25 protein-coding genes and 1 tRNA gene are annotated in these 25696 nt (G+C 51.9%); 20 read left to right on the forward strand and 6 right to left on the reverse strand.

The genetic code is table 11. The features are described from left to right. The first annotated feature begins 28 nt into the window (after positions 1 to 28). Positions 29 to 104 (forward strand) — tRNA-Trp (locus FEK46_RS13275). Between the two features lie 95 nt (positions 105 to 199). Here FEK46_RS13275 and hdfR read toward each other — a convergent pair. After that, positions 200 to 1039, reverse strand: a complete 840-nt coding sequence (gene hdfR, locus FEK46_RS13280) for an HTH-type transcriptional regulator HdfR (RefSeq protein WP_130209370.1) — start codon at positions 1037 to 1039, stop codon at positions 200 to 202. Positions 1040 to 1157: 118 nt separating this feature from the next. Here hdfR and maoP point away from each other — a divergent pair, with 118 nt between their 5' ends. Continuing rightward, on the forward strand, positions 1158 to 1496 hold the full coding sequence (gene maoP / locus FEK46_RS13285; protein WP_000841001.1) for a macrodomain Ori organization protein MaoP: 339 nt from the start codon (positions 1158 to 1160) through the stop codon (positions 1494 to 1496). A gap of 24 nt (positions 1497 to 1520) precedes the next feature. Here maoP and FEK46_RS13290 read toward each other — a convergent pair whose 3' ends face one another. Continuing rightward, a complete protein-coding gene (locus tag FEK46_RS13290; protein WP_130209372.1) occupies positions 1521 to 3041 on the reverse strand; it encodes a YifB family Mg chelatase-like AAA ATPase in 1521 nt (506 codons plus the stop codon). A gap of 350 nt (positions 3042 to 3391) precedes the next feature. Here FEK46_RS13290 and ilvL point away from each other — a divergent pair, with 350 nt between their 5' ends. The 9 genes from ilvL to FEK46_RS13335 all read left to right on the forward strand — a co-directional run bounded on the left by ilvL (position 3392) and on the right by FEK46_RS13335 (position 10908). Next, positions 3392 to 3490 (forward strand): ilv operon leader peptide, encoded by a 99-nt coding sequence (gene ilvL / locus FEK46_RS13295; RefSeq protein ID WP_001311244.1) that lies wholly within the window; start codon positions 3392 to 3394, stop codon positions 3488 to 3490. Between the two features lie 86 nt (positions 3491 to 3576). Beyond that, the gene (gene ilvX, locus FEK46_RS13300) at positions 3577 to 3627 is read left to right on the forward strand and encodes a peptide IlvX (RefSeq protein ID WP_105212609.1); all 51 of its coding nucleotides are present in this window, start codon (positions 3577 to 3579) and stop codon (positions 3625 to 3627) included. Positions 3628 to 3629: 2 nt separating this feature from the next. Next, positions 3630 to 5276, forward strand: a complete 1647-nt coding sequence (gene ilvG / locus FEK46_RS13305) for an acetolactate synthase 2 catalytic subunit (RefSeq protein ID WP_130209374.1) — start codon at positions 3630 to 3632, stop codon at positions 5274 to 5276. After that, positions 5273 to 5536 (forward strand): acetolactate synthase 2 small subunit, encoded by a 264-nt coding sequence (ilvM, locus tag FEK46_RS13310; protein WP_130209376.1) that lies wholly within the window; start codon positions 5273 to 5275, stop codon positions 5534 to 5536. Before ilvG ends, ilvM begins: the two co-directional genes overlap by 4 nt. Before the next feature lie 19 nt (positions 5537 to 5555). Continuing rightward, entirely contained in the window at positions 5556 to 6485 is a 930-nt protein-coding gene (gene ilvE, locus FEK46_RS13315) for a branched-chain-amino-acid transaminase (protein ID WP_000208520.1), read from the forward strand. A gap of 64 nt (positions 6486 to 6549) precedes the next feature. After that, the gene (gene ilvD / locus FEK46_RS13320; RefSeq protein ID WP_135495436.1) at positions 6550 to 8400 is read left to right on the forward strand and encodes a dihydroxy-acid dehydratase; all 1851 of its coding nucleotides are present in this window, start codon (positions 6550 to 6552) and stop codon (positions 8398 to 8400) included. 2 nt (positions 8401 to 8402) lie between these two features. Next, a complete protein-coding gene (ilvA, locus tag FEK46_RS13325) occupies positions 8403 to 9947 on the forward strand; it encodes a threonine ammonia-lyase, biosynthetic (protein WP_130209492.1) in 1545 nt (514 codons plus the stop codon). Between the two features lie 305 nt (positions 9948 to 10252). Beyond that, positions 10253 to 10570, forward strand: coding sequence for a type II toxin-antitoxin system RelE/ParE family toxin (locus tag FEK46_RS13330; RefSeq protein WP_165383357.1), 318 nt, complete (start codon positions 10253 to 10255; stop codon positions 10568 to 10570). Next, entirely contained in the window at positions 10567 to 10908 is a 342-nt protein-coding gene (locus FEK46_RS13335; RefSeq protein ID WP_130258653.1) for a helix-turn-helix domain-containing protein, read from the forward strand. Before FEK46_RS13330 ends, FEK46_RS13335 begins: the two co-directional genes overlap by 4 nt. A gap of 2 nt (positions 10909 to 10910) precedes the next feature. Here the strand turns inward: FEK46_RS13335 and ilvY are convergent, their stop codons facing one another. Continuing rightward, on the reverse strand, positions 10911 to 11798 hold the full coding sequence (ilvY, locus tag FEK46_RS13340; RefSeq protein WP_135559152.1) for an HTH-type transcriptional activator IlvY: 888 nt from the start codon (positions 11796 to 11798) through the stop codon (positions 10911 to 10913). 149 nt (positions 11799 to 11947) lie between these two features. On the opposite strand from ilvY, the gene ilvC reads away from it, so the two are divergent. Further along, the gene (gene ilvC / locus FEK46_RS13345; RefSeq protein WP_000024951.1) at positions 11948 to 13423 is read left to right on the forward strand and encodes a ketol-acid reductoisomerase; all 1476 of its coding nucleotides are present in this window, start codon (positions 11948 to 11950) and stop codon (positions 13421 to 13423) included. Between the two features lie 45 nt (positions 13424 to 13468). On the opposite strand, the gene ppiC is transcribed toward ilvC, so the two are convergent. Further along, positions 13469 to 13750 carry a peptidylprolyl isomerase PpiC gene (gene ppiC, locus FEK46_RS13350; protein ID WP_001140251.1) on the reverse strand — a complete coding sequence of 94 codons (282 nt, stop codon included), beginning with the start codon at positions 13748 to 13750 and terminating at the stop codon, positions 13469 to 13471. 86 nt (positions 13751 to 13836) lie between these two features. Here ppiC and rep point away from each other — a divergent pair, with 86 nt between their 5' ends. Further along, entirely contained in the window at positions 13837 to 15858 is a 2022-nt protein-coding gene (gene rep / locus FEK46_RS13355) for a DNA helicase Rep (protein WP_130209382.1), read from the forward strand. A 45-nt stretch (positions 15859 to 15903) separates the two neighbouring features. Here rep and gppA read toward each other — a convergent pair whose 3' ends face one another. Continuing rightward, positions 15904 to 17388 (reverse strand): guanosine-5'-triphosphate,3'-diphosphate diphosphatase, encoded by a 1485-nt coding sequence (gene gppA, locus FEK46_RS13360; RefSeq protein WP_130209384.1) that lies wholly within the window; start codon positions 17386 to 17388, stop codon positions 15904 to 15906. 135 nt (positions 17389 to 17523) lie between these two features. Beyond that, on the reverse strand, positions 17524 to 18789 hold the full coding sequence (gene rhlB, locus FEK46_RS13365; protein WP_130209386.1) for an ATP-dependent RNA helicase RhlB: 1266 nt from the start codon (positions 18787 to 18789) through the stop codon (positions 17524 to 17526). A gap of 130 nt (positions 18790 to 18919) precedes the next feature. Between rhlB and trxA the strand changes: the two genes are divergently transcribed. The 7 genes from trxA to wecC all read left to right on the forward strand — a co-directional run bounded on the left by trxA (position 18920) and on the right by wecC (position 25679). Continuing rightward, positions 18920 to 19249: a thioredoxin TrxA gene (gene trxA / locus FEK46_RS13370; protein ID WP_064530526.1), complete on the forward strand. Its 330-nt coding sequence runs from the start codon at positions 18920 to 18922 to the stop codon at positions 19247 to 19249. A 139-nt stretch (positions 19250 to 19388) separates the two neighbouring features. Then, positions 19389 to 19487, forward strand: coding sequence for a rho operon leader peptide RhoL (gene rhoL / locus FEK46_RS13375; protein WP_032145636.1), 99 nt, complete (start codon positions 19389 to 19391; stop codon positions 19485 to 19487). A gap of 87 nt (positions 19488 to 19574) precedes the next feature. Continuing rightward, positions 19575 to 20834: a transcription termination factor Rho gene (gene rho, locus FEK46_RS13380; protein WP_001054527.1), complete on the forward strand. Its 1260-nt coding sequence runs from the start codon at positions 19575 to 19577 to the stop codon at positions 20832 to 20834. A gap of 238 nt (positions 20835 to 21072) precedes the next feature. After that, positions 21073 to 22176, forward strand: coding sequence for a UDP-N-acetylglucosamine--undecaprenyl-phosphate N-acetylglucosaminephosphotransferase (wecA, locus tag FEK46_RS13385; RefSeq protein WP_135490589.1), 1104 nt, complete (start codon positions 21073 to 21075; stop codon positions 22174 to 22176). Between the two features lie 11 nt (positions 22177 to 22187). Further along, the gene (wzzE, locus tag FEK46_RS13390; RefSeq protein ID WP_130209390.1) at positions 22188 to 23234 is read left to right on the forward strand and encodes an ECA polysaccharide chain length modulation protein; all 1047 of its coding nucleotides are present in this window, start codon (positions 22188 to 22190) and stop codon (positions 23232 to 23234) included. A 55-nt stretch (positions 23235 to 23289) separates the two neighbouring features. Then, positions 23290 to 24420: a UDP-N-acetylglucosamine 2-epimerase (non-hydrolyzing) gene (gene wecB / locus FEK46_RS13395; RefSeq protein ID WP_064530529.1), complete on the forward strand. Its 1131-nt coding sequence runs from the start codon at positions 23290 to 23292 to the stop codon at positions 24418 to 24420. Continuing rightward, positions 24417 to 25679, forward strand: coding sequence for a UDP-N-acetyl-D-mannosamine dehydrogenase (gene wecC, locus FEK46_RS13400; RefSeq protein WP_130209394.1), 1263 nt, complete (start codon positions 24417 to 24419; stop codon positions 25677 to 25679). The genes wecB and wecC overlap by 4 nt, the downstream gene beginning before the upstream one ends. Positions 25680 to 25696: the final 17 nt, after the last annotated feature.

A 25696-nucleotide genomic window follows, 5' to 3' on the forward strand; every position in this document is an offset into this window, starting at 1 on the left:
GAGTCCCGTCCGTTCCGCCACCCTAATTAGGGGCGTAGTTCAATTGGTAGAGCACCGGTCTCCAAAACCGGGTGTTGGGAGTTCGAGTCTCTCCGCCCCTGCCAGAAATCATCCTTAGCGAAAGCTAAGGATTTTTTTTATCTAAAATAACCCTCTCCGAAGTAAATCCTTCCACCGGCGTCCTTGCCAGCCATTCGGATTAATACACTTCATCCAGTACGTTAATTTTCAATAGATCTCGAATCAGCGCGTGTTTGTCGCTATTTTGCAGCCATATGGCATAGAGCGGCCGTGAAAGTGTTGTACTGTCGACAACAGTATGCAAACCGCCTTTTTTGCGCGCCCAACTTACCGGTAGCCAGGTGCAGCCATTAAGCATTTCAATCTGTTGTTGTGCCAGTTCAGCAGAACTGGTTGTCAGGATTGGAACTTCATCAGCACCGATCAAACCTGTCTCATGCTGTTGAAAATCCGGCCCCCATTCCAGACGCAGATAGTTAAGATCACCCTTTAATTTAGAGGGGGCGCTGGCATAGAGCGCTAAAGTGAAATGTCCCAACAACTGGCTACTAAATTCGTCCATTTTGGGCGCTTCAGTGGTAATAAGAAGATCAAGTTGACGTTCATGTAGCTGTTTTACCAGAGACTGTCGTTGGGCAATCCGCGCTTCAAATTGCAGGCCTGTGTGGGCATCCTGATTCTGATACAAGCGCCCCAGCCACTGATTAAGCATACACTCCCACAGCGAGGCGCTGGCACCGATAGAAAACTCATTATGTCGTGAGGTATGCGCCACCTCCTTGCGGGCGGCTTGCCAGGTGCTCATGAGCGTTTCTGCATAAGGCAGAAGCTTTTCTCCGGCAGCGGTTAAACGGATATTGTTTCTATGGCGGGTGAAAAGATTCACACCCAGTTGATTTTCCAGTTGTCTGATTCGAAAGCTCACGGCTGATTGGGTCAGATAGAGCGATTCAGCCGCTCGACCAAAGTGACGCGTTCGGCTAACTTCCAGGAAAGTTTTTAACAATTCCGTATCCACAGTGCTCTCCGCAAAATTATTTGTCGTTATGATTTAAATGTTTTGTTTTACACTCTGTCAAGCGTAACTAATACTCCGCGCCATAACTAGCTCGGTCAAAGAATTAGGAGCGTGCAGGATGGCGGAAAGCTTTACGACGACTAATCGATATTTCGACAATAAACATTATCCACGTGGATTCTCTCGTCATGGTGATTTCACCATCAAAGAGGCACAACTGCTTGAGCGTCATGGTTATGCCTTCAATGAGCTGGATCTCGGCAAGCGCGAGCCGGTTACCGAGGAAGAGAAACTCTTCGTAGCAGTATGCCGTGGCGAACGTGAGCCAGTGACAGAAGCAGAACGCGTGTGGTCCAAGTATATGACGCGTATTAAACGTCCAAAACGTTTTCATACCCTTTCCGGCGGTAAACCGCAGGTCGAAGGTGCTGAAGACTACACCGATTCCGACGATTAATAAAAAGGGCGAAATGCCCTTTTTTTATGTCAGCAGTTTTTGCAAATGGATGAGCAAGCGGTCAATCGCACGATAGCTAACCGCCTCCTGCAAATGCTGGCGTGTGATGATGTCAGACTGATCAATATCAGCAATGGTTCGTGCTACTTTCAGTAATCGCTGCCAGGCACGAATCGATAACCCCAGATGGATCAGCGTTTCTTCCAGCCACTGCGCATCTGCGCTCTCAAGCTTGCAGAATTGCCGTATTTCCGGGCTATCCAGCCAGGCATTCAGTTTATTCTGCCGCTTAAATTGGCGCTCTCTGGCGGCCATTACACGTTGTTTAACGGTGGCGCTGCTTTCTCCTGGCACTACCGCTTTACTCAAAATGCCGGGGGGCGGTAATGGGATCTCCAGTGAAAGGTCAAAGCGGTCAAGAAAGGGACCAGAGAGTCGGTTGAGATAACGTAATGTTTGTTCTGGTGTGCAGCGGTTATGGTTTCCCTGATAATGTCCGGTAGGGCTGGGGTTCATCGCCGCAACAAGCTGGAAACGGGCTGGATAGGTTATTTTTGCTCGCGTGCGTGAAAGATGGATCTGCCCGGATTCAATCGGCTCTCGCAAGGCATCCAGTGTACGCCGTTCAAATTCAGGTAGCTCATCAAGAAAAAGCACGCCGTTATGCGCCAGCGAAATTTCACCTGGCCCTGGAATTGCACCACCGCCCACCATCGCAGTTAACGACGCACTGTGATGCGGTGAGCGGAACGGGCGCTGCCGCCATTGTTTTTGCACTGACTCGGCATTCACCAGGCTTAATATTGCGGCACTCTCCAGAGCTTCTTCATTACTTAAATCTGGCAATAAGCCATTAATACGGCTGGCGAGCATTGTTTTACCTGTTCCTGGTGGTCCAATCAGTAAAAGGTTGTGGCCCCCTGCGGCGGTAATTTCCAGCCCTCGCTTTCCTTGCTCCTGACCGACAACATCACTGAGATCATGTTGTAATATCCGGGATACAACATCAGTTGGTGACGGGCGTTCGAGAGCATGCTTACCTTCGAGAAACGCACAGACAGCCTGCAGATGATCGGCTATCAGGCATCCTTCACCGTTAATTAGCCCCACTTCATCTTCGTTATCTTTCGCGACGATAATTTTTCTGCCTGACTTAATGGCTTCAGTTGCACTGGAGATTGCGCCAGGAACGCCGCGCAGAGCGCCTGTAAGCGCCAGTTCCCCGACTAATTCATATTCATGCAACTTATTGGCTGTAAGCTGTTCAGAAGCTGCCAGCAAAGCAATAGCGATAGGTAAATCATATCGCCCTCCTTCTTTCGGCAGGTCGGCTGGTGCAAGGTTAATGGTGATTTTTTTCGCCGGATATTCATATCCGCTATTGATAATGGCGCTGCGCACGCGATCGCGTGCTTCTTTTACCGTTGTTTCTGGTAAGCCCACCATCGTTAATCCTGGTAGACCTTTACTGATATGAACCTCAACAGTGATCGGGGGTGCGTTTACTCCCAGAGCTGCACGAGTATGAACAATTGACAGTGACATAAGCCCTCCTTGAGCCACTATTATGAGCATAAGAGATCGCTGCTGTAGTCTGCCAGATTGCGTTAATTAGCGGCTGATTCCCGTTTATTTATGCAACGTGAACTGAGTTGTATGAGTGATGGAATAACTCTCGCAAAAATGAGAAGTAAAAAAATTAGCCTCTGGGCGAGGGTAAGAAACATACGGAAATTGAATTTTTTTCACTCACCTTTTTTTATATAAAAAACAATGATTTTTATCGAAATGATTGGGAATACAACAAAACGTGATTAAAAAATATCTTGTGCCATTCGCAAAATCTATGGTAACTCTTTAGGTATTCCTTCGAACAAGATGCAAGAAAAGACAAAATGACAGCCCTTCTACGAGTGATTAGCCTGGTCGTGATTAGCGTGGTGGTGATTATTATCCCACCGTGCGGGGCTGCACTTGGACGAGGAAAGGCTTAGAGATCAAGCCTTAACGAACTAAGACCCCCGCACCGAAAGGTCCGGGGGTTTTTTTTGACCTTAAAAACATAACCGAGGAGCAGACAATGAATAACAGCACAAAATTCTGTTTCTCAATATTCAGGACGGGGAACTAACTATGAATGGCGCACAGTGGGTGGTACATGCGTTGCGGGCACAGGGTGTGAACACCGTTTTCGGTTATCCGGGTGGCGCAATTATGCCGGTTTACGATGCATTGTATGACGGCGGCGTGGAGCACTTGCTGTGCCGACATGAGCAGGGAGCGGCAATGGCGGCTATCGGCTATGCCCGTGCTACTGGCAAAACTGGCGTATGTATCGCCACGTCTGGTCCGGGCGCAACCAACCTGATAACCGGGCTTGCGGACGCGCTGTTAGATTCCATCCCTGTTGTTGCCATCACCGGTCAGGTGTCCGCTCCGTTTATCGGTACCGACGCATTTCAGGAAGTGGATGTCCTGGGATTGTCATTAGCCTGTACCAAACACAGCTTCCTGGTACAGTCGCTGGAAGAGTTGCCGCGCATCATGGCCGAAGCGTTTGAGGTTGCCAGCTCAGGTCGTCCTGGTCCAGTTCTGGTCGATATCCCAAAAGATATCCAGTTAGCCAGCGGCGATCTGGAACCGTGGTTCACCACCGTTGAAAACGAAGTGACTTTCCCACATGCCGAAGTCGAGCAAGCGCGCCAGATGCTGGCAAAAGCGCAAAAACCGATGCTGTACGTTGGCGGTGGCGTGGGCATGGCACAGGCGGTTCCGGCTTTGCGTGAATTTCTCGCTGCCACAAAAATGCCTGCCACCTGTACGCTGAAAGGGCTGGGCGCAGTTGAAGCGGATTATCCGTACTATCTGGGAATGCTGGGAATGCACGGCACCAAAGCGGCGAACTTCGCGGTGCAGGAATGTGATTTACTGATCGCCGTAGGTGCACGTTTTGATGACCGGGTGACCGGCAAGCTGAACACCTTCGCACCACACGCCAGTGTTATCCATATGGATATCGATCCAGCAGAAATGAACAAGCTGCGTCAGGCACATGTGGCATTACAGGGTGATTTAAACACGCTGTTGCCTGCGTTACAGCACACGTTAAATATCAATGACTGGCAGCAATACTGCGCGCAGCTGCGTGATGAACATGCCTGGCGTTACGACCATCCCGGTGATGCTATCTACGCGCCGCTGTTGTTAAAACAACTGTCGGATCGTAAACCTGCGGATTGCGTCGTGACCACAGATGTGGGGCAGCACCAGATGTGGGCTGCGCAGCACATCGCCCATACTCGCCCGGAAAATTTCATCACCTCCAGCGGCTTAGGCACTATGGGATTCGGTTTACCGGCAGCGGTTGGCGCGCAAGTCGCACGACCGAACGATACCGTTGTCTGTATCTCCGGTGACGGCTCTTTCATGATGAATGTGCAAGAGCTGGGCACCGTAAAACGCAAGCAATTACCGTTGAAAATCGTCTTACTCGATAACCAACGGTTAGGGATGGTTCGACAATGGCAGCAACTGTTTTTCCAGGAACGATACAGCGAAACCACCCTTACCGATAACCCAGATTTCCTCATGTTAGCCAGCGCCTTCGGCATCCCTGGCCAACACATCACCCGTAAAGACCAGGTTGAAGCGGCACTCGACACCATGCTGAACAGTGATGGGCCATACCTGCTTCATGTCTCAATCGACGAACTTGAGAACGTCTGGCCGCTGGTGCCGCCTGGTGCCAGTAATTCAGAAATGTTGGAGAAATTATCATGATGCAACATCAGGTCAATGTATCGGCTCGCTTCAGTCCGGAAACCTTAGAACGTGTTTTACGCGTGGTGCGTCATCGTGGTTTCCACGTCTGCTCAATGAATATGGCCGCCGCCAGCGATGCACAAAATATAAATATCGAATTGACCGTTGCCAGCCCACGGTCGGTCGACTTACTGTTTAGTCAGTTAAATAAACTGGTGGACGTCGCACACGTTGCCATCTGCCAGAGCACAACCACATCACAACAAATCCGCGCCTGAGCGCAAAAGGAATATAAAAATGACCACGAAGAAAGCTGATTACATTTGGTTCAATGGGGAGATGGTTCGCTGGGAAGACGCGAAGGTGCATGTGATGTCGCACGCGCTGCACTATGGCACCTCGGTTTTTGAAGGCATCCGTTGCTACGACTCGCACAAAGGACCGGTTGTATTCCGCCATCGTGAGCATATGCAGCGTCTGCATGACTCCGCCAAAATCTATCGCTTCCCGGTTTCGCAGAGCATTGATGAGCTGATGGAAGCTTGTCGTGACGTGATCCGCAAAAACAATCTCACCAGCGCCTATATCCGTCCGCTGATCTTTGTCGGTGATGTTGGCATGGGCGTAAACCCGCCTGCGGGATACTCAACCGACGTGATTATCGCCGCTTTCCCGTGGGGAGCGTATCTGGGGGCAGAAGCGCTGGAGCAGGGGATCGATGCGATGGTTTCCTCCTGGAACCGCGCAGCACCAAACACCATCCCAACCGCGGCGAAAGCCGGTGGTAACTACCTCTCTTCCCTGCTGGTGGGTAGCGAAGCGCGCCGCCACGGTTATCAGGAAGGTATCGCGCTGGATGTGAACGGTTACATCTCTGAAGGCGCAGGCGAAAACCTGTTTGAAGTGAAAGACGGTGTGCTGTTCACCCCACCGTTCACCTCATCCGCGCTGCCGGGTATTACCCGTGACGCCATCATCAAACTGGCGAAAGAGCTGGGAATTGAAGTGCGTGAGCAGGTGCTGTCGCGCGAATCACTGTACCTGGCGGATGAAGTGTTTATGTCCGGTACGGCGGCAGAAATCACGCCAGTGCGCAGCGTAGACGGGATTCAGGTTGGCGAAGGCCGTTGCGGCCCGGTTACCAAACGCATTCAGCAAGCCTTCTTCGGCCTCTTCACTGGCGAAACCGAAGATAAATGGGGCTGGTTGGATCAAGTTAATCAATAAATACAAAAAATGGGACGGCACGCACCGTCCCATTTACGAGACAGACACTGGGAGTAAATAAAGTATGCCTAAGTACCGTTCCGCCACCACCACTCATGGTCGTAATATGGCGGGTGCTCGTGCGCTGTGGCGCGCCACCGGAATGACCGACGCCGATTTCGGTAAGCCGATTATCGCGGTTGTGAACTCGTTCACCCAATTTGTACCGGGTCACGTCCATCTGCGCGATCTCGGTAAACTGGTCGCCGAACAAATTGAAGCGGCTGGCGGTGTTGCCAAAGAGTTCAACACCATTGCGGTGGATGATGGGATCGCCATGGGCCACGGGGGGATGCTTTATTCACTGCCATCTCGCGAACTGATCGCTGATTCCGTTGAGTATATGGTCAACGCCCACTGCGCCGACGCCATGGTCTGCATCTCTAACTGCGACAAAATCACCCCGGGGATGCTGATGGCTTCCCTGCGATTAAACATTCCGGTGATCTTCGTTTCCGGCGGCCCGATGGAGGCCGGGAAAACCAAACTGTCCGATCAGATCATCAAGCTCGATCTGGTTGATGCGATGATCCAGGGGGCAGACCCGAAAGTTTCTGACTCCCAGAGCGATCAGGTTGAACGTTCCGCCTGCCCAACCTGTGGTTCCTGCTCCGGGATGTTTACCGCTAACTCGATGAACTGCCTGACCGAAGCGCTGGGCCTGTCGCAACCGGGTAATGGCTCGCTGCTGGCGACCCACGCCGACCGTAAGCAGCTGTTCCTCAATGCCGGTAAACGCATTGTTGAATTGACCAAACGTTACTACGAGCAAAACGACGAAAGTGCACTGCCGCGTAATATCGCCAGTAAGGCGGCGTTTGAAAACGCCATGACGCTGGATATCGCAATGGGCGGTTCTACCAACACGGTACTTCACCTGCTGGCGGCGGCGCAGGAAGCGGAAATCGACTTCACCATGAGTGATATCGATAAACTTTCCCGAAAGGTTCCGCAGCTGTGTAAAGTTGCGCCGAGCACCCAGAAATACCATATGGAAGATGTTCATCGTGCTGGTGGTGTTATCGGTATTCTCGGCGAACTGGATCGCGCGGGGTTACTGAACCGTGATGTGAAAAACGTACTTGGCCTGACGTTGCCGCAAACGCTGGAACAATACGACGTTATGCTGACCCAGGATGACGCGGTAAAAAATATGTTCCGCGCTGGCCCAGCGGGTATTCGTACCACACAGGCGTTCTCGCAGGATTGCCGTTGGGATTCTCTCGATGACGACCGCGCAAACGGCTGCATCCGCTCGCTGGAGCACGCGTACAGCAAAGACGGCGGCCTGGCGGTACTCTACGGTAACTTTGCGGAAAACGGCTGCATCGTGAAAACCGCAGGCGTCGATGACAGCATCCTCAAATTCACCGGCCCGGCGAAAGTGTACGAAAGCCAGGACGACGCGGTAGAAGCTATCCTCGGCGGTAAAGTCGTCGCGGGTGATGTCGTAGTGATCCGCTATGAAGGCCCGAAAGGCGGCCCTGGCATGCAGGAAATGCTCTACCCAACCAGCTTCCTGAAATCGATGGGACTCGGCAAAGCCTGTGCGCTGATCACCGACGGTCGTTTCTCCGGCGGGACTTCCGGCCTCTCCATCGGCCACGTTTCACCGGAAGCGGCAAGCGGGGGCAATATCGCGATCATTGAAGATGGCGACCTGATCGAAATCGACATTCCGAATCGCGGCATTCAGTTGCAACTGAGCGAGCAGGAAATTGCCGCGCGTCGTGAAGCGCAGGAAGCGCGTGGCGACCAGGCCTGGACGCCGAAAAACCGTGAACGCCAGGTTTCCTTTGCCTTGCGCGCCTACGCCAGCCTGGCAACCAGCGCCGACAAAGGTGCGGTGCGCGATAAATCGAAACTGGGGGGTTAATGATGGCAGACTCACAACCCCTCTCCGGCGCTCCGGAAGGTGCCGAATATTTAAGAGCGGTGCTACGCGCACCGGTCTATGAAGCGGCGCAGGTCACGCCGCTACAAAAAATGGAAAAGCTGTCATCGCGTCTTGATAACGTGATTCTGGTTAAGCGCGAAGACCGCCAGCCAGTGCACAGCTTTAAGCTGCGTGGCGCATACGCCATGATGGCGGGCCTGACGGAAGAACAGAAAGCGCATGGCGTGATCACCGCCTCGGCGGGTAACCACGCGCAGGGCGTGGCGTTTTCTTCCGCACGGTTAGGCGTGAAGGCGCTGATCGTCATGCCAACCGCCACCGCTGACATCAAAGTTGATGCGGTGCGCGGCTTCGGTGGCGAAGTGCTGCTTCACGGCGCAAACTTTGATGAAGCGAAAGCCAAAGCAATTGAACTGTCGCAGCAGCAGGGCTTCACCTGGGTACCGCCGTTCGATCATCCGATGGTGATCGCCGGGCAAGGCACGCTGGCGCTGGAACTGCTCCAGCAGGACGCCCATCTTGATCGCGTATTTGTACCGGTCGGTGGCGGCGGCCTGGCGGCGGGTGTGGCAGTGCTGATCAAACAGCTGATGCCGCAAATCAAAGTGATCGCCGTAGAAGCGGAAGACTCCGCCTGCCTGAAAGCGGCGCTGGATGCAGGTCATCCCGTTGATTTGCCGCGCGTAGGGCTATTTGCTGAAGGCGTTGCGGTAAAACGCATCGGCGACGAAACCTTCCGTTTATGCCAGGAGTATCTCGACGACATCATCACCGTCGACAGCGATGCTATCTGTGCGGCGATGAAAGACCTGTTCGAAGATGTGCGTGCGGTGGCGGAACCCTCTGGTGCGCTGGCGCTGGCAGGGATGAAAAAATACATCGCCCAGCACAACATTCGCGGAGAACGACTGGCGCATGTACTTTCGGGGGCAAACGTCAATTTCCACGGCCTACGCTACGTCTCGGAACGCTGCGAATTGGGCGAACAGCGTGAAGCGTTGCTGGCGGTGACTATCCCGGAAGAAAAAGGCAGTTTCCTCAAATTCTGCCAGCTGCTTGGCGGGCGCTCGATCACCGAGTTCAACTACCGTTTTGCTGATGCCAAAAACGCCTGCATCTTTGTCGGCGTGCGCCTGAGCCGTGGCCTTGAAGAGCGCAAAGAAATTTTGCAGATGCTCAACGATGGCGGCTACAGCGTGGTTGATCTCTCCGACGACGAAATGGCGAAGCTTCACGTGCGCTATATGGTTGGCGGGCGTCCATCGCATCCGTTGCAGGAACGCCTCTACAGCTTCGAATTCCCGGAATCACCGGGCGCGCTGCTGCGTTTCCTCAACACGCTGGGTACGCACTGGAACATTTCGTTGTTCCATTATCGCAGTCATGGTACTGACTACGGACGCGTGCTGGCGGCGTTTGAGCTTGGCGACCATGAACCGGATTTTGAAACCCGGCTAAATGAGCTGGGCTACGATTGCCACGACGAAACCAATAACCCGGCGTTCAGGTTCTTTTTGGCGGGTTAACTCAGCTTTTCGGTTTTCAGGCCCACAAAGTAAAGTGGGCCTAATATCCAGATATGATCTTCCCTCAGTTATTGGGCTTTTCTGCCAGTCCGAAGCATCCACTCATTCAATTTTGCGAGACGTTTTCCAGAAGGCGCTCAACCCGCTTGTGGTGAAACTCGGCTCACAATATCGTTAGCACCGCCATTTTGGTTATTTGTGCACCGCTATCACTTGCACCAGTCAAAAACAATGTATAAAATTTTATACGCAAGGATGTTATGTTACTCACCCTGGCTCTCTCCAATGAAAAAGAAATTCGATGGGTGGGATCTTCTCTGGAGGATCTCCTGGCTTTTCCCATAACGGTACGTAAAGCCGTCGGTTATCAGCTTCACAAAATTCAGTATGGAATTGAACCCGATGACTGGAAACCGTTTTCAGAAATTGGGGCTGGGGTAAATGAAATTCGTATTCGTGACAACAATGGCATCTATCGCGTTATGTATGTTGCGAAGTTCGTAGAAGCGCTCTACGTTTTGCATAGTTTCCAGAAACAGACGCAACAAACCAGTCAGCACGATAAAAACATCGCCAGAACGCGTTATAACCGGGTGGTGCAACAACGGAGAAACAGCCTGTGATTGCCAAAACTGATAGTGATATTCGCCATGTGACACCATCTGGCGGTAATGTTTTTGCTGATTTGGGGTTTGATAAGCAGGAAGCTGAAAAGCTTTACGCTGATTCCCTGAGTGAAATTGAAAACACGTTAGTCATCAAAGAACAGCTCATGGAAGAAATTACCCTCTGGATTAAGCAAAACCAGATGAAGCAAGCCGAGGTGGCAACCGTTTTACATATATCACGGCCGCGCGTTTCGGATGTCGTCAACAAGAAATGCAGCAAATTCACCATCGATGCTCTGGTGAATATGCTTAGCCGTATTGGGAAGCCCGTTAGGGTAATGGTGGGGCCATAAAACTAATTCGGCAAAATCTTCCAGAACGCCTCAATCAGCGGCTCATGCAGCCGCTTTTTCTGCGCACAAACGCCCAGCTCGAACGGCGTTTTCTCATCGCTGCGCTCTAAAATCATCACGCGGTTACGCACCGGTTCCGGGCTGTTTTCCAGCACTACTTCCGGCAACAGCGCCACGCCGCAGCCGAGCGCCACCATTGATACCATTGCTTCATGTCCACCGACCGTGGCGTAAATCATCGGGTTGCTGATTTTATTGCGTCGAAACCATAGTTCAATGCGGCGGCGCACCGGTCCCTGATCGGCCATGATAAACGGCACTGTAGACCAGTCCGGCTTCTCTGCCGAAACCTGGTTACGCACCGGGCAGGGCAGCGCGGGCGCAATCAGCACTACTGCCAGATTCTCCAGCATCGAAAACGCCACCGCGCCGGGCAAAGTTTCCGGTTTACCCGCAATCGCCAGATCCGCTTCTCCCGTGACCACCTTTTCCATCGCATCTGCCGCATCACCAGTAGTGAGTTTAATCTCCACTGACGGATGTTCCGCGCGGAAGCGGTCGAGAATCGGTGGAAGATGGCTGTAAGCGGCGGTCACCGAGCAGAAGATATGTAATTCTCCTGAGAGCGACGGCCCTTGCTGATCGATGGTGTGGCGCAGTTGCTGATACTGCAACAGCGTTTGCTGGGCGAAAAAACGCAGCTCTTCCCCCGCTTCCGTCAGCGTTACCGTGCGGTTATCGCGCACAAACAGCGGCTGACCAAGATCTTCTTCCAGGCGCTGAATCTGCCGTGAGAGCGTGGATGGGCTTACGTGCATCGCCCGCGCGCTGCGGCCAAAATGGCGGCTTTCCGCCAGATGCAGGAAGGTTTTCAGATCGCGTAAATCCAATGGCGCAGCCCTCAATGTTGACGTTGCAAAAATTGCAATGTGACGTTGTGAATATATCAATTTCCGCAATAAATTTCCTGTCATATAGTGAATTCAATCTCGCAAACGCGAACCGAACAATAAGAAGCACAACATCACGAGGAATCACCATGGCTAACTACTTCAATACACTGAATCTGCGCCAGCAGCTGGCACAGTTGGGCAAATGTCGTTTTATGGGGCGCGATGAATTCGCCGACGGCGCGAGCTACCTTCAGGGTAAAAAAGTGGTCATCGTCGGCTGTGGCGCACAGGGTCTGAATCAGGGCCTGAACATGCGTGATTCTGGTCTCGATATCTCCTACGCTCTGCGTAAAGAAGCAATCGCTGAGAAACGCGCATCCTGGCGTAAAGCGACCGAAAACGGTTTTAAAGTGGGTACTTACGAAGAACTGATCCCGCAGGCGGATCTGGTGGTCAACCTGACGCCGGACAAGCAGCACTCTGATGTAGTGCGCACCGTACAGCCACTGATGAAAGACGGCGCGGCGCTGGGTTATTCGCACGGTTTCAACATCGTCGAAGTGGGCGAGCAGATCCGTAAAGACATCACCGTAGTAATGGTTGCGCCGAAATGCCCTGGCACCGAAGTACGTGAAGAGTACAAACGTGGATTCGGCGTACCGACGCTGATTGCCGTTCATCCGGAAAACGATCCGAAAGGCGAAGGCATGGCGATCGCTAAAGCATGGGCGGCAGCAACCGGTGGCCACCGTGCGGGCGTGCTGGAATCTTCCTTCGTTGCGGAAGTGAAATCTGACCTGATGGGCGAGCAAACTATTCTGTGCGGTATGTTGCAGGCTGGCTCTCTGCTGTGCTTCGACAAGCTGGTGGAAGAAGGCACCGATCCGGCATACGCAGAAAAACTGATTCAGTTCGGTTGGGAAACCATCACCGAAGCGCTGAAACAGGGCGGCATCACGCTGATGATGGACCGTCTCTCTAACCCGGCGAAACTGCGTGCTTACGCGCTGTCAGAACAACTGAAAGAGATCATGGCACCGCTGTTCCAGAAACATATGGACGACATCATCTCCGGCGAATTCTCCTCCGGCATGATGGCGGACTGGGCCAACGACGATAAGAAACTGCTGACCTGGCGTGAAGAAACCGGCAAAACCGCGTTCGAAACCGCGCCGCAGTATGAAGGCAAAATCGGCGAGCAGGAGTACTTCGATAAGGGCGTACTGATGATCGCGATGGTGAAAGCGGGTGTTGAACTGGCGTTCGAAACCATGGTCGATTCCGGCATCATTGAAGAATCTGCTTACTATGAATCACTGCATGAACTGCCGCTGATTGCCAACACCATCGCCCGTAAGCGTCTGTACGAAATGAACGTGGTTATCTCTGATACCGCCGAGTACGGTAACTATCTGTTCTCTTACGCTTGTGTACCGCTGCTGAAACCGTTTATGGCAGAGCTGCAACCGGGCGACCTGGGTAAAGCTATTCCGGAAGGTGCGGTAGATAACGCGCAGTTGCGTGATGTGAACGAAGCGATTCGCAGCCATGCGATTGAGCAGGTAGGTAAGAAACTGCGCGGCTATATGACGGATATGAAACGTATTGCTGTTGCGGGTTAATAGCGATTCAGAGTTCAAGGCCTTCTCCTGGAGAAGGCCTTGCTGTTAGTTGCGGTATAACACCTTAATGATGTGGTAACCGAACTGGGTATGCAGCGGGCCAGTCGGCTCCAGCACCGGACAAGAGAAAACCACTTTATCGAACGCCGGAACCATCTGACCCTGGCGGAATTCACCTAAATCACCACCGCGCTTGCCTGACGGGCAAATGGAGTGTTTCTTCGCCAGCTTGCCGAAATCGGCACCGTTCTTAATCTGCTCGAGAAGATCCAGAGCCAGTTTCTCTTCTTTTACAAGGATATGCAGTGCTGCTGCTGTTTTTGCCATGATCGTGCCTTGAGTGGTAAGGATGAGGCTGGCTATACTACCACGCTGTTATTTTCCCCTCCCGACTTTCATTGAGCGATTTTCCTATGCGTCTAAACCCCGGCCAACAACAAGCTGTCGAATTCGTTACCGGCCCCTGCCTGGTGCTGGCGGGTGCGGGTTCCGGTAAAACTCGTGTTATCACCAATAAAATCGCCCATCTGATCCGCGGTTGCGGTTATCAGGCGCGACATATCGCGGCGGTGACCTTTACCAATAAGGCGGCGCGCGAGATGAAAGAGCGTGTCGGGCAGACGCTGGGGCGTAAAGAGGCGCGCGGGCTGATGATCTCCACCTTCCACACGCTGGGGCTGGATATCATCAAACGCGAGTATGCAGCATTGGGGATGAAGGCAAACTTCTCGTTGTTTGACGATACCGATCAGCTTGCTTTGCTTAAAGAGTTGACCGAAGGGCTGATCGAAGATGACAAAGTTCTCTTGCAACAGCTAATTTCGACCATCTCCAATTGGAAAAACGATCTAAAAACACCGACGCAGGCGGCGGCAGAGGCAAAGGGCGAGCGGGATCGAATTTTTGCCCATTGTTATGGACTGTATGATGCGCACCTGAAAGCGTGCAATGTTCTCGACTTCGACGATCTGATTTTATTGCCGACGTTACTTCTGCAACGCAATGAAGAAGTACGCGAGCGCTGGCAGAACAAAATTCGCTACCTGCTGGTGGATGAGTATCAGGACACCAACACCAGCCAGTATGAACTGGTGAAACTGCTGGTGGGCAGCCGCGCGCGCTTTACCGTGGTGGGTGACGATGACCAGTCGATCTACTCCTGGCGCGGCGCACGTCCGCAAAACCTGGTGCTGCTGAGTCAGGATTTCCCGGCGTTGAAGGTGATTAAACTCGAGCAGAACTACCGCTCTTCCGGGCGTATTCTGAAAGCGGCGAATATTCTGATCGCCAATAACCCGCACGTCTTTGAAAAGCGTCTGTTCTCCGAACTGGGCTACGGCGCGGAACTAAAAGTTTTAAGCGCGAATAACGAGGAACATGAAGCAGAGCGCGTCACGGGGGAGTTGATTGCACATCACTTCGTCAATAAAACGCAGTACAAAGATTACGCTATTCTTTATCGCGGTAACCATCAGTCGCGGGTGTTTGAAAAATTCCTGATGCAAAACCGCATCCCGTACAAAATATCCGGTGGTACGTCGTTTTTCTCTCGTCCTGAAATCAAGGATTTGCTGGCTTATCTGCGCGTGCTGACTAACCCGGACGATGACAGCGCATTTCTGCGTATCGTTAACACGCCGAAGCGAGAGATTGGCCCGGCTACGCTGAAAAAGCTGGGTGAGTGGGCGATGACGCGCAATAAAAGCATGTTTACCGCCAGCTTTGATATGGGCCTGAGTCAGACGCTTAGCGGACGTGGTTATGAAGCATTGACCCGCTTCACTCACTGGTTGGCAGAAATCCAGCGTCTGGCGGAGCGGGAGCCGATTGCCGCGGTGCGTGATCTGATCCACGGCATGGATTATGAATCCTGGCTGTATGAAACATCGCCCAGTCCGAAAGCCGCCGAAATGCGCATGAAGAACGTTAACCAGTTATTTAGCTGGATGACGGAGATGCTGGAAGGCAGCGAACTGGATGAGCCGATGACGTTAACCCAGGTGGTGACGCGCTTTACTCTTCGCGACATGATGGAACGGGGTGAAAGCGAGGAAGAACTGGATCAGGTGCAACTGATGACTCTGCACGCGTCGAAAGGGCTGGAGTTTCCCTATGTCTACATGGTCGGTATGGAAGAAGGTTTTTTGCCGCACCAGAGCAGCATCGATGAAGATAATATCGATGAGGAGCGGCGACTGGCCTATGTCGGCATTACCCGCGCCCAGAAGGAATTGACCTTTACGCTGTGTAAAGAACGCCGTCAGTACGGCGAACTGGTGCGCCCGGAGCCAAGCCGCTTCCTGCTGGAGCTGCCGCAGGATGATCTGATTTGGGAACAAGAGCGTAAAGTGGTCAGCGCCGAAGAACGGATGCAGAAAGGGCAAAGCCATCTGGCAAATCTGAAAGCGATGATGGCGGCAAAACGAGGAAAATAATCAAGGCCGGATAAGAAGCGAGCATCGCATCCAGCACCTTGCACGTTAATGCACTTCCAGCGGCCAGTGGACATAGCTCTGCCACTGGCTTTCCTGATCGATAACCTCTGTACCCAGCGGATGCTGGATCAGCCAACCTTGTGGCAGCGTTAAGGTCAACTGCTCATGATCGGCCTGTAATTTAATATCTGGTACTAAATCATCACGACGACGGCTGGCAAAAATGATGGCGAGGCGCAGTAAACGACAGAGTTGTTCTGCGACGCGCGGCGGTACGGCATTTTGCTGATGCAGCGATGAGAGATCGACCGGATTCGTCTGGTTGAGTAATAACGTCGCCAGCAGCTTTTTCTGCGCGGGGGTAAAACCGGGAAGATCCAGGTTACGCACCAGATAAGCGGCATGTTGCGGCGCTTGTTTGAAATCAACGCTAAGGCCAATTTCATGAAGCTGACAGGCGCTGACCAGTAAATCGCGGCTAATCGCTTCAAGATGCCAGATATTTTCGACCTGATCGAACAAGTTAGCGGCGAGTTTAGCCACACGCTGTGCTTGATCGGTATCAATCATAAAGCGACGTTGAATATTACGCAGTGTTCGGCTGCGAATATCCTGCTCGACCGCCAGATGTAACATGCCGTAAACCAGGCCTTCACGCAGTGCGCCGCCGGCCAGCGTCATACACTGGATATTCAGCTCGGTAAAAATGGCTATCAGGATCGCCAGACCACTTGGGAATACTAACGCGCGTTCCAGCGTCAGCCCTTCGATTTCCAACTCTTCCAGCCTGCCACAGTGAATAGCGCGCTGTTTCAGTTGCTGCAATTTCGCCAGGGTAATGCGTTCATCCATACCCTGCGCCATCATGATTTCCTGCAAAGCCTGCACGGTGCCGGAAGCACCAACGCACACCTTCCAGCCGTGATAGCGCAATTCATCGGCAACTGGACGTAGCACTTCGCGCGCGGCTTGTTCGGCTGCGACAAAGTTTTCTTGCCCCAGATTACGATCGGCAAAATAGCGCTCAAGCCAGGTAACGCAGCCCATAGACAGGCTGAACAAGGACGTCGTTTGTGCGCCGGTGCCGGTTACCAGTTCAGTACTGGCGCCGCCGATATCTACCACCAGGCGCTGATCTGCACCGCCAGTGGTGTGAGCAACGCCCTGATAAATCAGGCGTGCTTCCTCTTCACCGCTAATGACCTGTACCGGACAGCCAAGGATTTCCTGCGCTTTAGCGATGAAATCACCAGCATTGACGGCAAGACGTAACGTCGCCGTGGCGACAACGCGAATTTGCGAGGGAGGGATATCTTGCAAACGTTCAGCAAACAGACGCAGGCATTGCCAGCCGCGCTCCATTGCTTCATTAGACAGGGCATTTTCGCTGTTCAGGCCAGCAGCCAGACGCACTTTGCGTTTAATTCGCGTCAGCGTCTGGATACTGCCAGCCACCTCGCGCACAACCAGCATATGAAAACTATTCGAACCGAGATCAATAGCGGCATAAAGCGACGAGGTGGAACCCATACTCTTCATCCTTCAATCTGTCTCTGCGTTGGCTGCGTTCTTTCACCCAAATCACTTACTACAATAAGCTCGTCGGGATTCATTCTCTTGCCATCTTGATATAGTTTGAATGATTTTGAGTATGACATTTTTTATTTAACCTGAACGACGACGATTACGCGGAGCGCCAGTACGACGCGGACCATTGCCTGTACGCGGGCGCGTGAGGCGCAGCGGTTTTGGCAGATCGGTCATCAATGCGTCCGGATTGTATTTGCTTACCGGAATTGAGTGACCAATATAGGTCTCAATAGCAGGCAAATTCAATGCATACTCTTCACATGCCAGGCTGATGGAATGACCACTTGCGCCAGCGCGGCCTGTACGACCAATACGGTGAACGTAATCTTCACAGTCATCGGGTAAATCGTAGTTAAAGACGTGCGTCACAGCCGGGATATGCAGGCCACGCGCGGCAACATCGGTGGCAACCAGAATATCCAAATCACCACGGGTAAATTCATCAAGAATACGCAGACGTTTTTTCTGCGCTACATCACCCGTTAACAGGCCAACACGATGACCATCTGCCGCCAGGTGACCCCAGATCTCTTCACAACGATGTTTGGTGTTGGCGAAAATAATCGCTCTGTCTGGCCACTCTTCTTCGATCAGCGTTTGTAATAAACGCATCTTTTCTTCGTTAGAAGGGTAGAAAAGTTCTTCTTTAATGCGGTGGCCCGTTTTCTGTTCCGGTTCCACTTCAATATATTCGGCATTGTTCATCTGCTCGAACGCCAGTTCACGTACCCGGTACGAAAGCGTGGCGGAGAACAGCATGTTGAGACGCTGGTTTGCAGGCGGCATACGGCGGAACAGCCAGCGGATATCTTTAATAAAGCCCAGATCGTACATACGATCGGCTTCGTCCAGCACCACTACCTGAATGGCGCCGAGGTTGATGTGGTTCTGTTTGGCGTAGTCGATCAAACGACCCGTAGTGCCAATCAAAATGTCAACGCCGCTTTCCAGCACTTTCAGCTGTTTGTCGTAGCCGTCGCCACCGTAAGCCAGACCCAATTTCAGGCCAGTAGCTTGCGCCAGTGGCTCCGCATCGGCGTGGATCTGCACGGCAAGTTCACGCGTCGGTGCCATAATTAAGGCACGCGGTTGATTCACCTTGCGATCGGCAATCGCAGGATGAGAGAGAAGATAATGAAACGTTGACGTAAGAAACGCCATCGTTTTTCCGGTACCGGTTTGCGCCTGCCCGGCTACGTCACGACCCACCAGCGTTAGCGGAAGGGCCAGTGCCTGAATGGGCGTACAGTTATGAAACCCTTTTTTTTCAAGGGCTTCTACAACTTTCGGATGCAGGGCGAAGTCGGAAAACTTCTGTTCTGTTAAATGTGTTTTGCTCATAGTGTGGTAGAATATCAGCTTACTATTGCTTTACGAAAGCGTATCCGGTGAAATAAAGTCAACCTTTAGTTGGTTAATGTTACACCAACAACGAAACCAACACGCCAGGCTTATTCCTGTGGAGTTATATATGAGCGATAAAATTATTCACCTGACTGACGACAGTTTTGACACGGATGTACTCAAAGCGGACGGGGCGATCCTCGTTGATTTCTGGGCAGAGTGGTGCGGTCCGTGCAAAATGATCGCCCCGATTCTGGATGAAATCGCTGACGAATATCAGGGCAAACTGACCGTTGCAAAACTGAACATCGATCAAAACCCTGGCACTGCGCCGAAATATGGCATCCGTGGTATCCCGACTCTGCTGCTGTTCAAAAACGGCGAATTGGCCGCAACCAAAGTGGGCGCACTGTCTAAAGGTCAGTTGAAAGAGTTCCTCGACGCTAACCTGGCGTAAGGGAATTTCATGTTCGGGTGCCCCGTCGCTAAAAACTGGACGCCCGGCGTGAGTCATGCTAACTTAATGTTGACTTCGTATTAAACATACCTTATTAAGTTTGAATCTTGTAATATCCAACGCTTCCTGTTTTTCTTAAATGCGAAGTGAACAGATTTCTGGCTCGTCACTCAATCCGTCTTGTCGTTTCAGTTCTGCGTACTCTCCTGTGACCAGACAGCGAAAAGACATGAGTTGATGACCGTAAACAGGCATGGATGATCCTGCCATACCATTCACAACATTAAGTTCGAGATTTACCCCAAGTTTAAGAACTCACACCACTATGAATCTTACCGAATTAAAGAATACGCCGGTTTCTGAGCTGATCACTCTCGGCGAAAATATGGGGCTGGAAAACCTGGCTCGTATGCGTAAGCAGGACATTATTTTTGCCATCCTGAAGCAGCACGCAAAGAGTGGCGAAGATATCTTTGGTGATGGCGTACTGGAGATATTGCAGGATGGATTTGGTTTCCTCCGTTCCGCAGACAGCTCCTACCTCGCCGGCCCTGATGACATCTACGTTTCTCCTAGCCAAATCCGCCGTTTCAACCTCCGCACTGGTGATACCATCTCTGGTAAGATTCGCCCGCCGAAAGAAGGTGAACGCTATTTTGCGCTGCTGAAGGTTAACGAAGTTAACTTCGACAAACCAGAAAACGCCCGTAACAAAATCCTCTTTGAGAACTTAACGCCGCTGCACGCAAACTCTCGTCTGCGTATGGAGCGTGGTAACGGTTCTACCGAAGATTTAACCGCACGCGTACTGGATCTGGCATCGCCTATCGGTCGTGGGCAACGTGGTCTGATTGTGGCACCGCCAAAAGCGGGTAAAACCATGCTGCTGCAGAACATTGCTCAGAGCATCGCTTACAACCATCCAGACTGCGTACTGATGGTTCTGCTGATTGACGAACGCCCGGAAGAAGTGACCGAGATGCAGCGTCTGGTTAAAGGTGAAGTTGTTGCTTCTACCTTCGACGAACCAGCATCTCGCCACGTTCAGGTTGCGGAAATGGTGATCGAGAAGGCAAAACGCCTGGTTGAGCATAAGAAAGACGTTATTATTCTGCTCGACTCCATCACTCGTCTGGCTCGTGCCTACAACACCGTCGTACCGGCTTCCGGTAAAGTGTTGACCGGTGGTGTGGACGCCAACGCCCTGCATCGTCCGAAACGCTTCTTCGGCGCAGCACGTAATGTGGAAGAGGGCGGCAGCCTGACCATCATTGCAACGGCGCTAATCGATACCGGCTCCAAAATGGACGAAGTTATCTACGAAGAGTTTAAAGGTACAGGTAACATGGAACTGCATCTCTCTCGTAAGATCGCTGAAAAACGCGTCTTCCCGGCAATCGACTACAACCGTTCTGGTACTCGTAAAGAAGAGTTGCTTACCACTCAGGAAGAGCTGCAGAAAATGTGGATCCTGCGCAAAATCATTCACCCGATGGGCGAAATCGACGCAATGGAATTCCTCATTAATAAGCTTGCGATGACCAAGACCAATGATGATTTCTTCGAGATGATGAAACGCTCATAAGTTAGTGTTACAGCAAAACGCCACGTGTTTACGTGGCGTTTTGCTTTTATATCTGTAATCTTAGCGGTATACCTGTGATGGTGTGAAAATTCCTGGTTTTTGCGGGTGTTTTATGCGATTTACATACCGATTGGTTGATTTTTGCACAAGTTTGATGGGTTCAGAAAGTAGTTTCCCTTCTGAATAAAGGTCTTCGTGGGTATACTTCAGCTAATAATTTTCTCTGAGAGCATGCATTGTGAATTTACTGACAGTGAGTACTGATCTCATCAGTATTTTTTTATTCACGACACTGTTTCTGTTTTTTGCCCGCAAGGTGGCAAAAAAAGTCGGTTTAGTGGATAAACCTAACTTCCGCAAACGTCACCAGGGATTGATACCGCTCGTTGGGGGTATTTCGGTTTACGCAGGGATTTGCTTCACGTTCGGAATTGTCGATTACTATATTCCACATGCAGCTCTCTACTTGGCTTGTGCCGGTGTCCTTGTGTTCATCGGCGCGCTGGATGACCGTTTTGATATCAGCGTAAAAATCCGCGCTACCATACAAGCTATCATTGGCGTCGTTATGATGGTGTTCGGGAAGCTTTATCTCAGTAGCCTTGGATATATCTTTGGCTCCTGGGAGATGGTGCTTGGACCGTTTGGTTACTTCCTGACGCTGTTTGCTGTCTGGGCGGCGATTAATGCCTTCAACATGGTCGATGGTATTGATGGCTTGCTGGGCGGGTTATCCTGTGTCTCGTTTGCGGCAATCGGTATGATTTTGTGGTTCGACGGGCAAACCAGCCTCGCTATCTGGTGCTTTGCCATGATCGCCGCCATCCTGCCTTATATCATGCTCAACCTTGGTATTCTGGGGCGTCGCTACAAAGTCTTTATGGGCGATGCGGGGAGTACGCTGATTGGTTTTACTGTTATCTGGATCCTGTTGGAAACTACCCAGGGAGCTACGCATCCAATCAGCCCGGTTACCGCCTTATGGATCATTGCTATCCCGCTGATGGACATGGTGGCGATTATGTATCGTCGTTTGCGTAAAGGCATGAGTCCATTCTCACCTGACCGACAGCACATTCATCATTTGATCATGCGCGCTGGATTTACTTCTCGTCAGGCGTTTGTGTTGATTACCCTTGCTGCAGCGCTACTCGCTTCTATTGGCGTACTGGCAGAATATTCTCATTTTGTCCCGGAATGGGTCATGCTGGTGCTCTTTTTGCTAGCATTCTTCCTCTATGGATATTGCATTAAGCGTGCCTGGAAAGTTGCTCGCTTTATTAAGCGCGTAAAACGCAGACTGCGTAGAAATCGTGGTGGCAGCCCCAATTTAACCAAATAAATGAGGATGTGATGACACAACCAATGCCTGGGAAACCGGCCGAAGACGCTGAAAATGAACTGGATATTCGTGGGTTGTTTCGTACCTTGTGGGCTGGGAAGCTGTGGATTATTGGCATGGGGCTGGCGTTTGCCTTAATCGCGTTGGCGTATACTTTTTTTGCGCGTCAGGAGTGGAGTGCGACGGCGATTACCGATCGTCCAACCGTGAATATGCTGGGCGGGTACTACTCGCAGCAGCAATTTTTGCGTAACCTGGATGTTCGTTCAAATATGGCCCCTGCCGACCAACCATCGGTTATGGATGAAGCCTATAAAGAGTTTGTTATGCAACTGGCATCGTGGGATACCCGCCGCGATTTCTGGTTGCAGACTGACTATTACAAACAGCGGATGGTCGGTAACAGTAAAGCCGATGCGGCTCTGCTGGATGAAATGATCAACAACATCCTGTTTATTCCTGGTGATTTCGCCCGCTCGGTCAATGACAGCGTTAAGCTGGTTGCCGAAACCGCCCCCGATGCTAATAACCTGCTTCGTCAATATGTTGCTTTTGCCAGCCAGCGTGCAGCCAGTCATCTGAATGATGAGCTGAAAGGCGCATGGGCGGCGCGCACTATTCAGATGAAAGCTCAGGTGAAGCGTCAGGAAGAAGTGGCTAAGTCCATCTACGACCGCCGGATGAACAGTATTGAACAGGCACTTAAAATCGCCGAGCAACACAATATTTCTCGCAGTGCGACAGACGTGCCAGCCGAGGAATTACCTGATTCAGAAATGTTCCTGTTGGGGCGTCCGATGCTCCAGGCGCGACTGGAAAATTTACAGGCTGTCGGCCCAGCCTTTGATCTCGACTATGATCAGAATCGGGCCATGTTAAACACCCTTAATGTTGGTCCAACCCTGGATCCGCGTTTTCAGACCTATCGCTATTTGCGTACACCGGAAGAACCGGTAAAACGCGATAGCCCACGTCGTGCCTTCCTGATGATTATGTGGGGCATTGTCGGGGGGCTGATCGGGGCTGGTGTCGCATTAACCCGCCGTTGCTCGAAATAGCAACACAGCTGTGGTGAGCGCAAAGGCGCTCGCCGCTTATTCGAAGAGAATCGATGTGAAAGTACTGACTGTATTTGGTACGCGCCCGGAAGCCATCAAGATGGCGCCGTTGGTGCATGCGTTGGCAAAAGATCCTTTTTTTGAGGCTAAAGTTTGCGTCACTGCGCAGCATCGGGAGATGCTCGATCAGGTGCTGAAACTCTTTTCCATTGTACCTGACTACGATCTCAACATAATGCAGCCAGGACAGGGCCTGACAGAGATAACCTGTCGGATTCTGGAAGGACTAAAACCTATTCTTGCCGAGTTCAAACCAGACGTTGTACTGGTTCACGGTGATACTACCACCACACTGGCAACCAGCCTGGCAGCGTTTTATCAGCGAATTCCTGTTGGTCACGTTGAGGCCGGACTGCGCACGGGCGATCTCTATTCGCCGTGGCCGGAAGAGGCTAACCGTACATTGACCGGGCATCTGGCGATGTACCATTTCTCACCAACTGAAACTTCCCGGCAAAATTTGCTGCGTGAAAACGTCGCTGACAGCCGAATATTTATTACCGGTAATACAGTAATTGATGCGCTGCTGTGGGTGCGCGACCAGGTAATGAGCAGCGATACGCTGCGTTCAGAACTGGCGGCAAATTACCCGTTTATCGACCCCGATAAAAAGATGATTCTGGTGACCGGTCACAGGCGTGAGAGCTTTGGTCGTGGTTTTGAAGAAATCTGCCATGCGCTGGCTGAAATTGCTACCACTCATCAGGACATCCAGATTGTTTATCCGGTACACCTTAACCCGAATGTCAGAGAGCCGGTCAATCGCATTCTGGGGCATGTGAAAAATGTCATTTTGATTGATCCCCAGGAGTATTTACCGTTTGTCTGGTTGATGAACCATGCCTGGTTGATTTTGACTGACTCTGGCGGCATTCAGGAAGAAGCACCTTCTCTGGGTAAACCGGTGCTGGTGATGCGCGATACCACCGAACGCCCAGAAGCGGTGACCGCAGGTACGGTACGTCTGGTGGGGACGGATAAGCAACGGATCGTCGAGGAAGTGACGCGTCTTTTAGAAGACGAAGATGAATATCAAACTATGAGCCGAGCCCATAACCCGTATGGTGATGGTCAGGCATGCTCTCGCATTTTGGAAGCGTTAAAAAATAATCGGATATCACTATGAGTTTTGCGACCATTTCTGTTATCGGACTGGGTTATATCGGGCTGCCAACGGCGGCTGCGTTTGCCTCACGGCAAAAACAGGTGATTGGTGTTGATATCAACCAACAAGCGGTTGATACCATCAATCGTGGCGAAATCCATATCGTCGAACCTGATTTAGCGAGCGTGGTAAAAACTGCCGTAGAAGGTGGTTTTTTACGAGCGAGCACGACGCCGGTTGAGGCTGATGCCTGGCTGATTGCTGTCCCAACGCCATTTAAAGGCGATCATGAGCCGGATATGGCCTACGTCGAATCGGCTGCCCGCTCCATTGCGCCAGTGCTGAAAAAAGGCGCGTTGGTGATCCTTGAATCCACCTCGCCGGTGGGTTCAACCGAGAAGATGGCAGAATGGTTAGCAGAGATGCGTCCGGACCTGACTTTCCCGCAGCAGGTGGGTGAGCAGGCGGACGTCAATATTGCTTATTGCCCGGAACGCGTGTTGCCGGGCCAGGTGATGGTCGAGCTGATTAAAAACGATCGCGTCATTGGCGGCATGACGCCAGTTTGCTCGGCGCGCGCCAGCGAACTGTACAAAATTTTCCTCGAAGGTGAGTGTGTCGTCACTAACTCGCGGACGGCGGAAATGTGTAAGCTCACAGAAAACAGCTTCCGCGACGTGAATATTGCTTTTGCTAACGAACTGTCGCTGATTTGTGCCGAGCAAGGAATTAACGTCTGGGAACTGATTCGTTTGGCGAATCGCCATCCACGAGTCAATATTCTCCAGCCTGGTCCGGGTGTGGGCGGTCACTGCATTGCCGTCGACCCGTGGTTTATCGTGGCGCAGAACCCGCAGCAGGCGCGGCTTATCCGTACCGCGCGTGAAGTGAACGATCACAAACCTTTCTGGGTGATTGATCAGGTGAAAGCGGCGGTCGCTGATTGTTTGGCTGCCACTGATAAACGCGCCAGTGAACTGAAAATTGCCTGCTTTGGTCTGGCGTTTAAACCGAATATTGATGACCTGCGCGAAAGCCCGGCGATGGAAATCGCTGAACTGATCGCCCAGTGGCACAGCGGCGAAACGCTGGTTGTTGAACCTAATATTCACCAGTTGCCGAAAAAACTGACCGGGCTTTGCACGCTGGCGCAGCTTGACGAGGCGCTGGCGACGGCAGATGTGCTAGTGATGTTGGTAGATCACAGCCAGTTTAAAGCCATTAGCGGCGATGATGTTCAGCAGCAGTATGTGGTGGATACCAAAGGAGTCTGGCGCTGATACTGATTACAGTAAAC

Origin of the sequence: Escherichia sp. E4736 (assembly GCF_005781225.1) — a bacterium.
In the GTDB taxonomy this organism is placed as follows: Bacteria; Pseudomonadota; Gammaproteobacteria; order Enterobacterales; family Enterobacteriaceae; genus Escherichia.

Bases quoted from the DNA above. Each gene is read 5' to 3' on its own strand.
- maoP (WP_000841001.1), top strand. From the start codon at position 1,158: ATGGCGGAAAGCTTTACGACGACTAATCGATATTTCGACAATAAACAT.
- FEK46_RS13290 (WP_130209372.1), bottom strand. From the start codon at position 3,041: ATGTCACTGTCAATTGTTCATACTCGTGCAGCTCTGGGAGTAAACGCA.
- ilvL (WP_001311244.1), top strand. From the start codon at position 3,392: ATGACAGCCCTTCTACGAGTGATTAGCCTGGTCGTGATTAGCGTGGTG.
- ilvG (WP_130209374.1), top strand. From the start codon at position 3,630: ATGAATGGCGCACAGTGGGTGGTACATGCGTTGCGGGCACAGGGTGTG.
- ilvM (WP_130209376.1), top strand. From the start codon at position 5,273: ATGATGCAACATCAGGTCAATGTATCGGCTCGCTTCAGTCCGGAAACC.
- ilvE (WP_000208520.1), top strand. From the start codon at position 5,556: ATGACCACGAAGAAAGCTGATTACATTTGGTTCAATGGGGAGATGGTT.
- ilvD (WP_135495436.1), top strand. From the start codon at position 6,550: ATGCCTAAGTACCGTTCCGCCACCACCACTCATGGTCGTAATATGGCG.
- ilvA (WP_130209492.1), top strand. From the start codon at position 8,403: ATGGCAGACTCACAACCCCTCTCCGGCGCTCCGGAAGGTGCCGAATAT.
- ilvC (WP_000024951.1), top strand. From the start codon at position 11,948: ATGGCTAACTACTTCAATACACTGAATCTGCGCCAGCAGCTGGCACAG.
- ppiC (WP_001140251.1), bottom strand. From the start codon at position 13,750: ATGGCAAAAACAGCAGCAGCACTGCATATCCTTGTAAAAGAAGAGAAA.
- rep (WP_130209382.1), top strand. From the start codon at position 13,837: ATGCGTCTAAACCCCGGCCAACAACAAGCTGTCGAATTCGTTACCGGC.
- gppA (WP_130209384.1), bottom strand. From the start codon at position 17,388: ATGGGTTCCACCTCGTCGCTTTATGCCGCTATTGATCTCGGTTCGAAT.
- rhlB (WP_130209386.1), bottom strand. From the start codon at position 18,789: ATGAGCAAAACACATTTAACAGAACAGAAGTTTTCCGACTTCGCCCTG.
- trxA (WP_064530526.1), top strand. From the start codon at position 18,920: ATGAGCGATAAAATTATTCACCTGACTGACGACAGTTTTGACACGGAT.
- rhoL (WP_032145636.1), top strand. From the start codon at position 19,389: ATGCGAAGTGAACAGATTTCTGGCTCGTCACTCAATCCGTCTTGTCGT.
- rho (WP_001054527.1), top strand. From the start codon at position 19,575: ATGAATCTTACCGAATTAAAGAATACGCCGGTTTCTGAGCTGATCACT.
- wzzE (WP_130209390.1), top strand. From the start codon at position 22,188: ATGACACAACCAATGCCTGGGAAACCGGCCGAAGACGCTGAAAATGAA.
- wecC (WP_130209394.1), top strand. From the start codon at position 24,417: ATGAGTTTTGCGACCATTTCTGTTATCGGACTGGGTTATATCGGGCTG.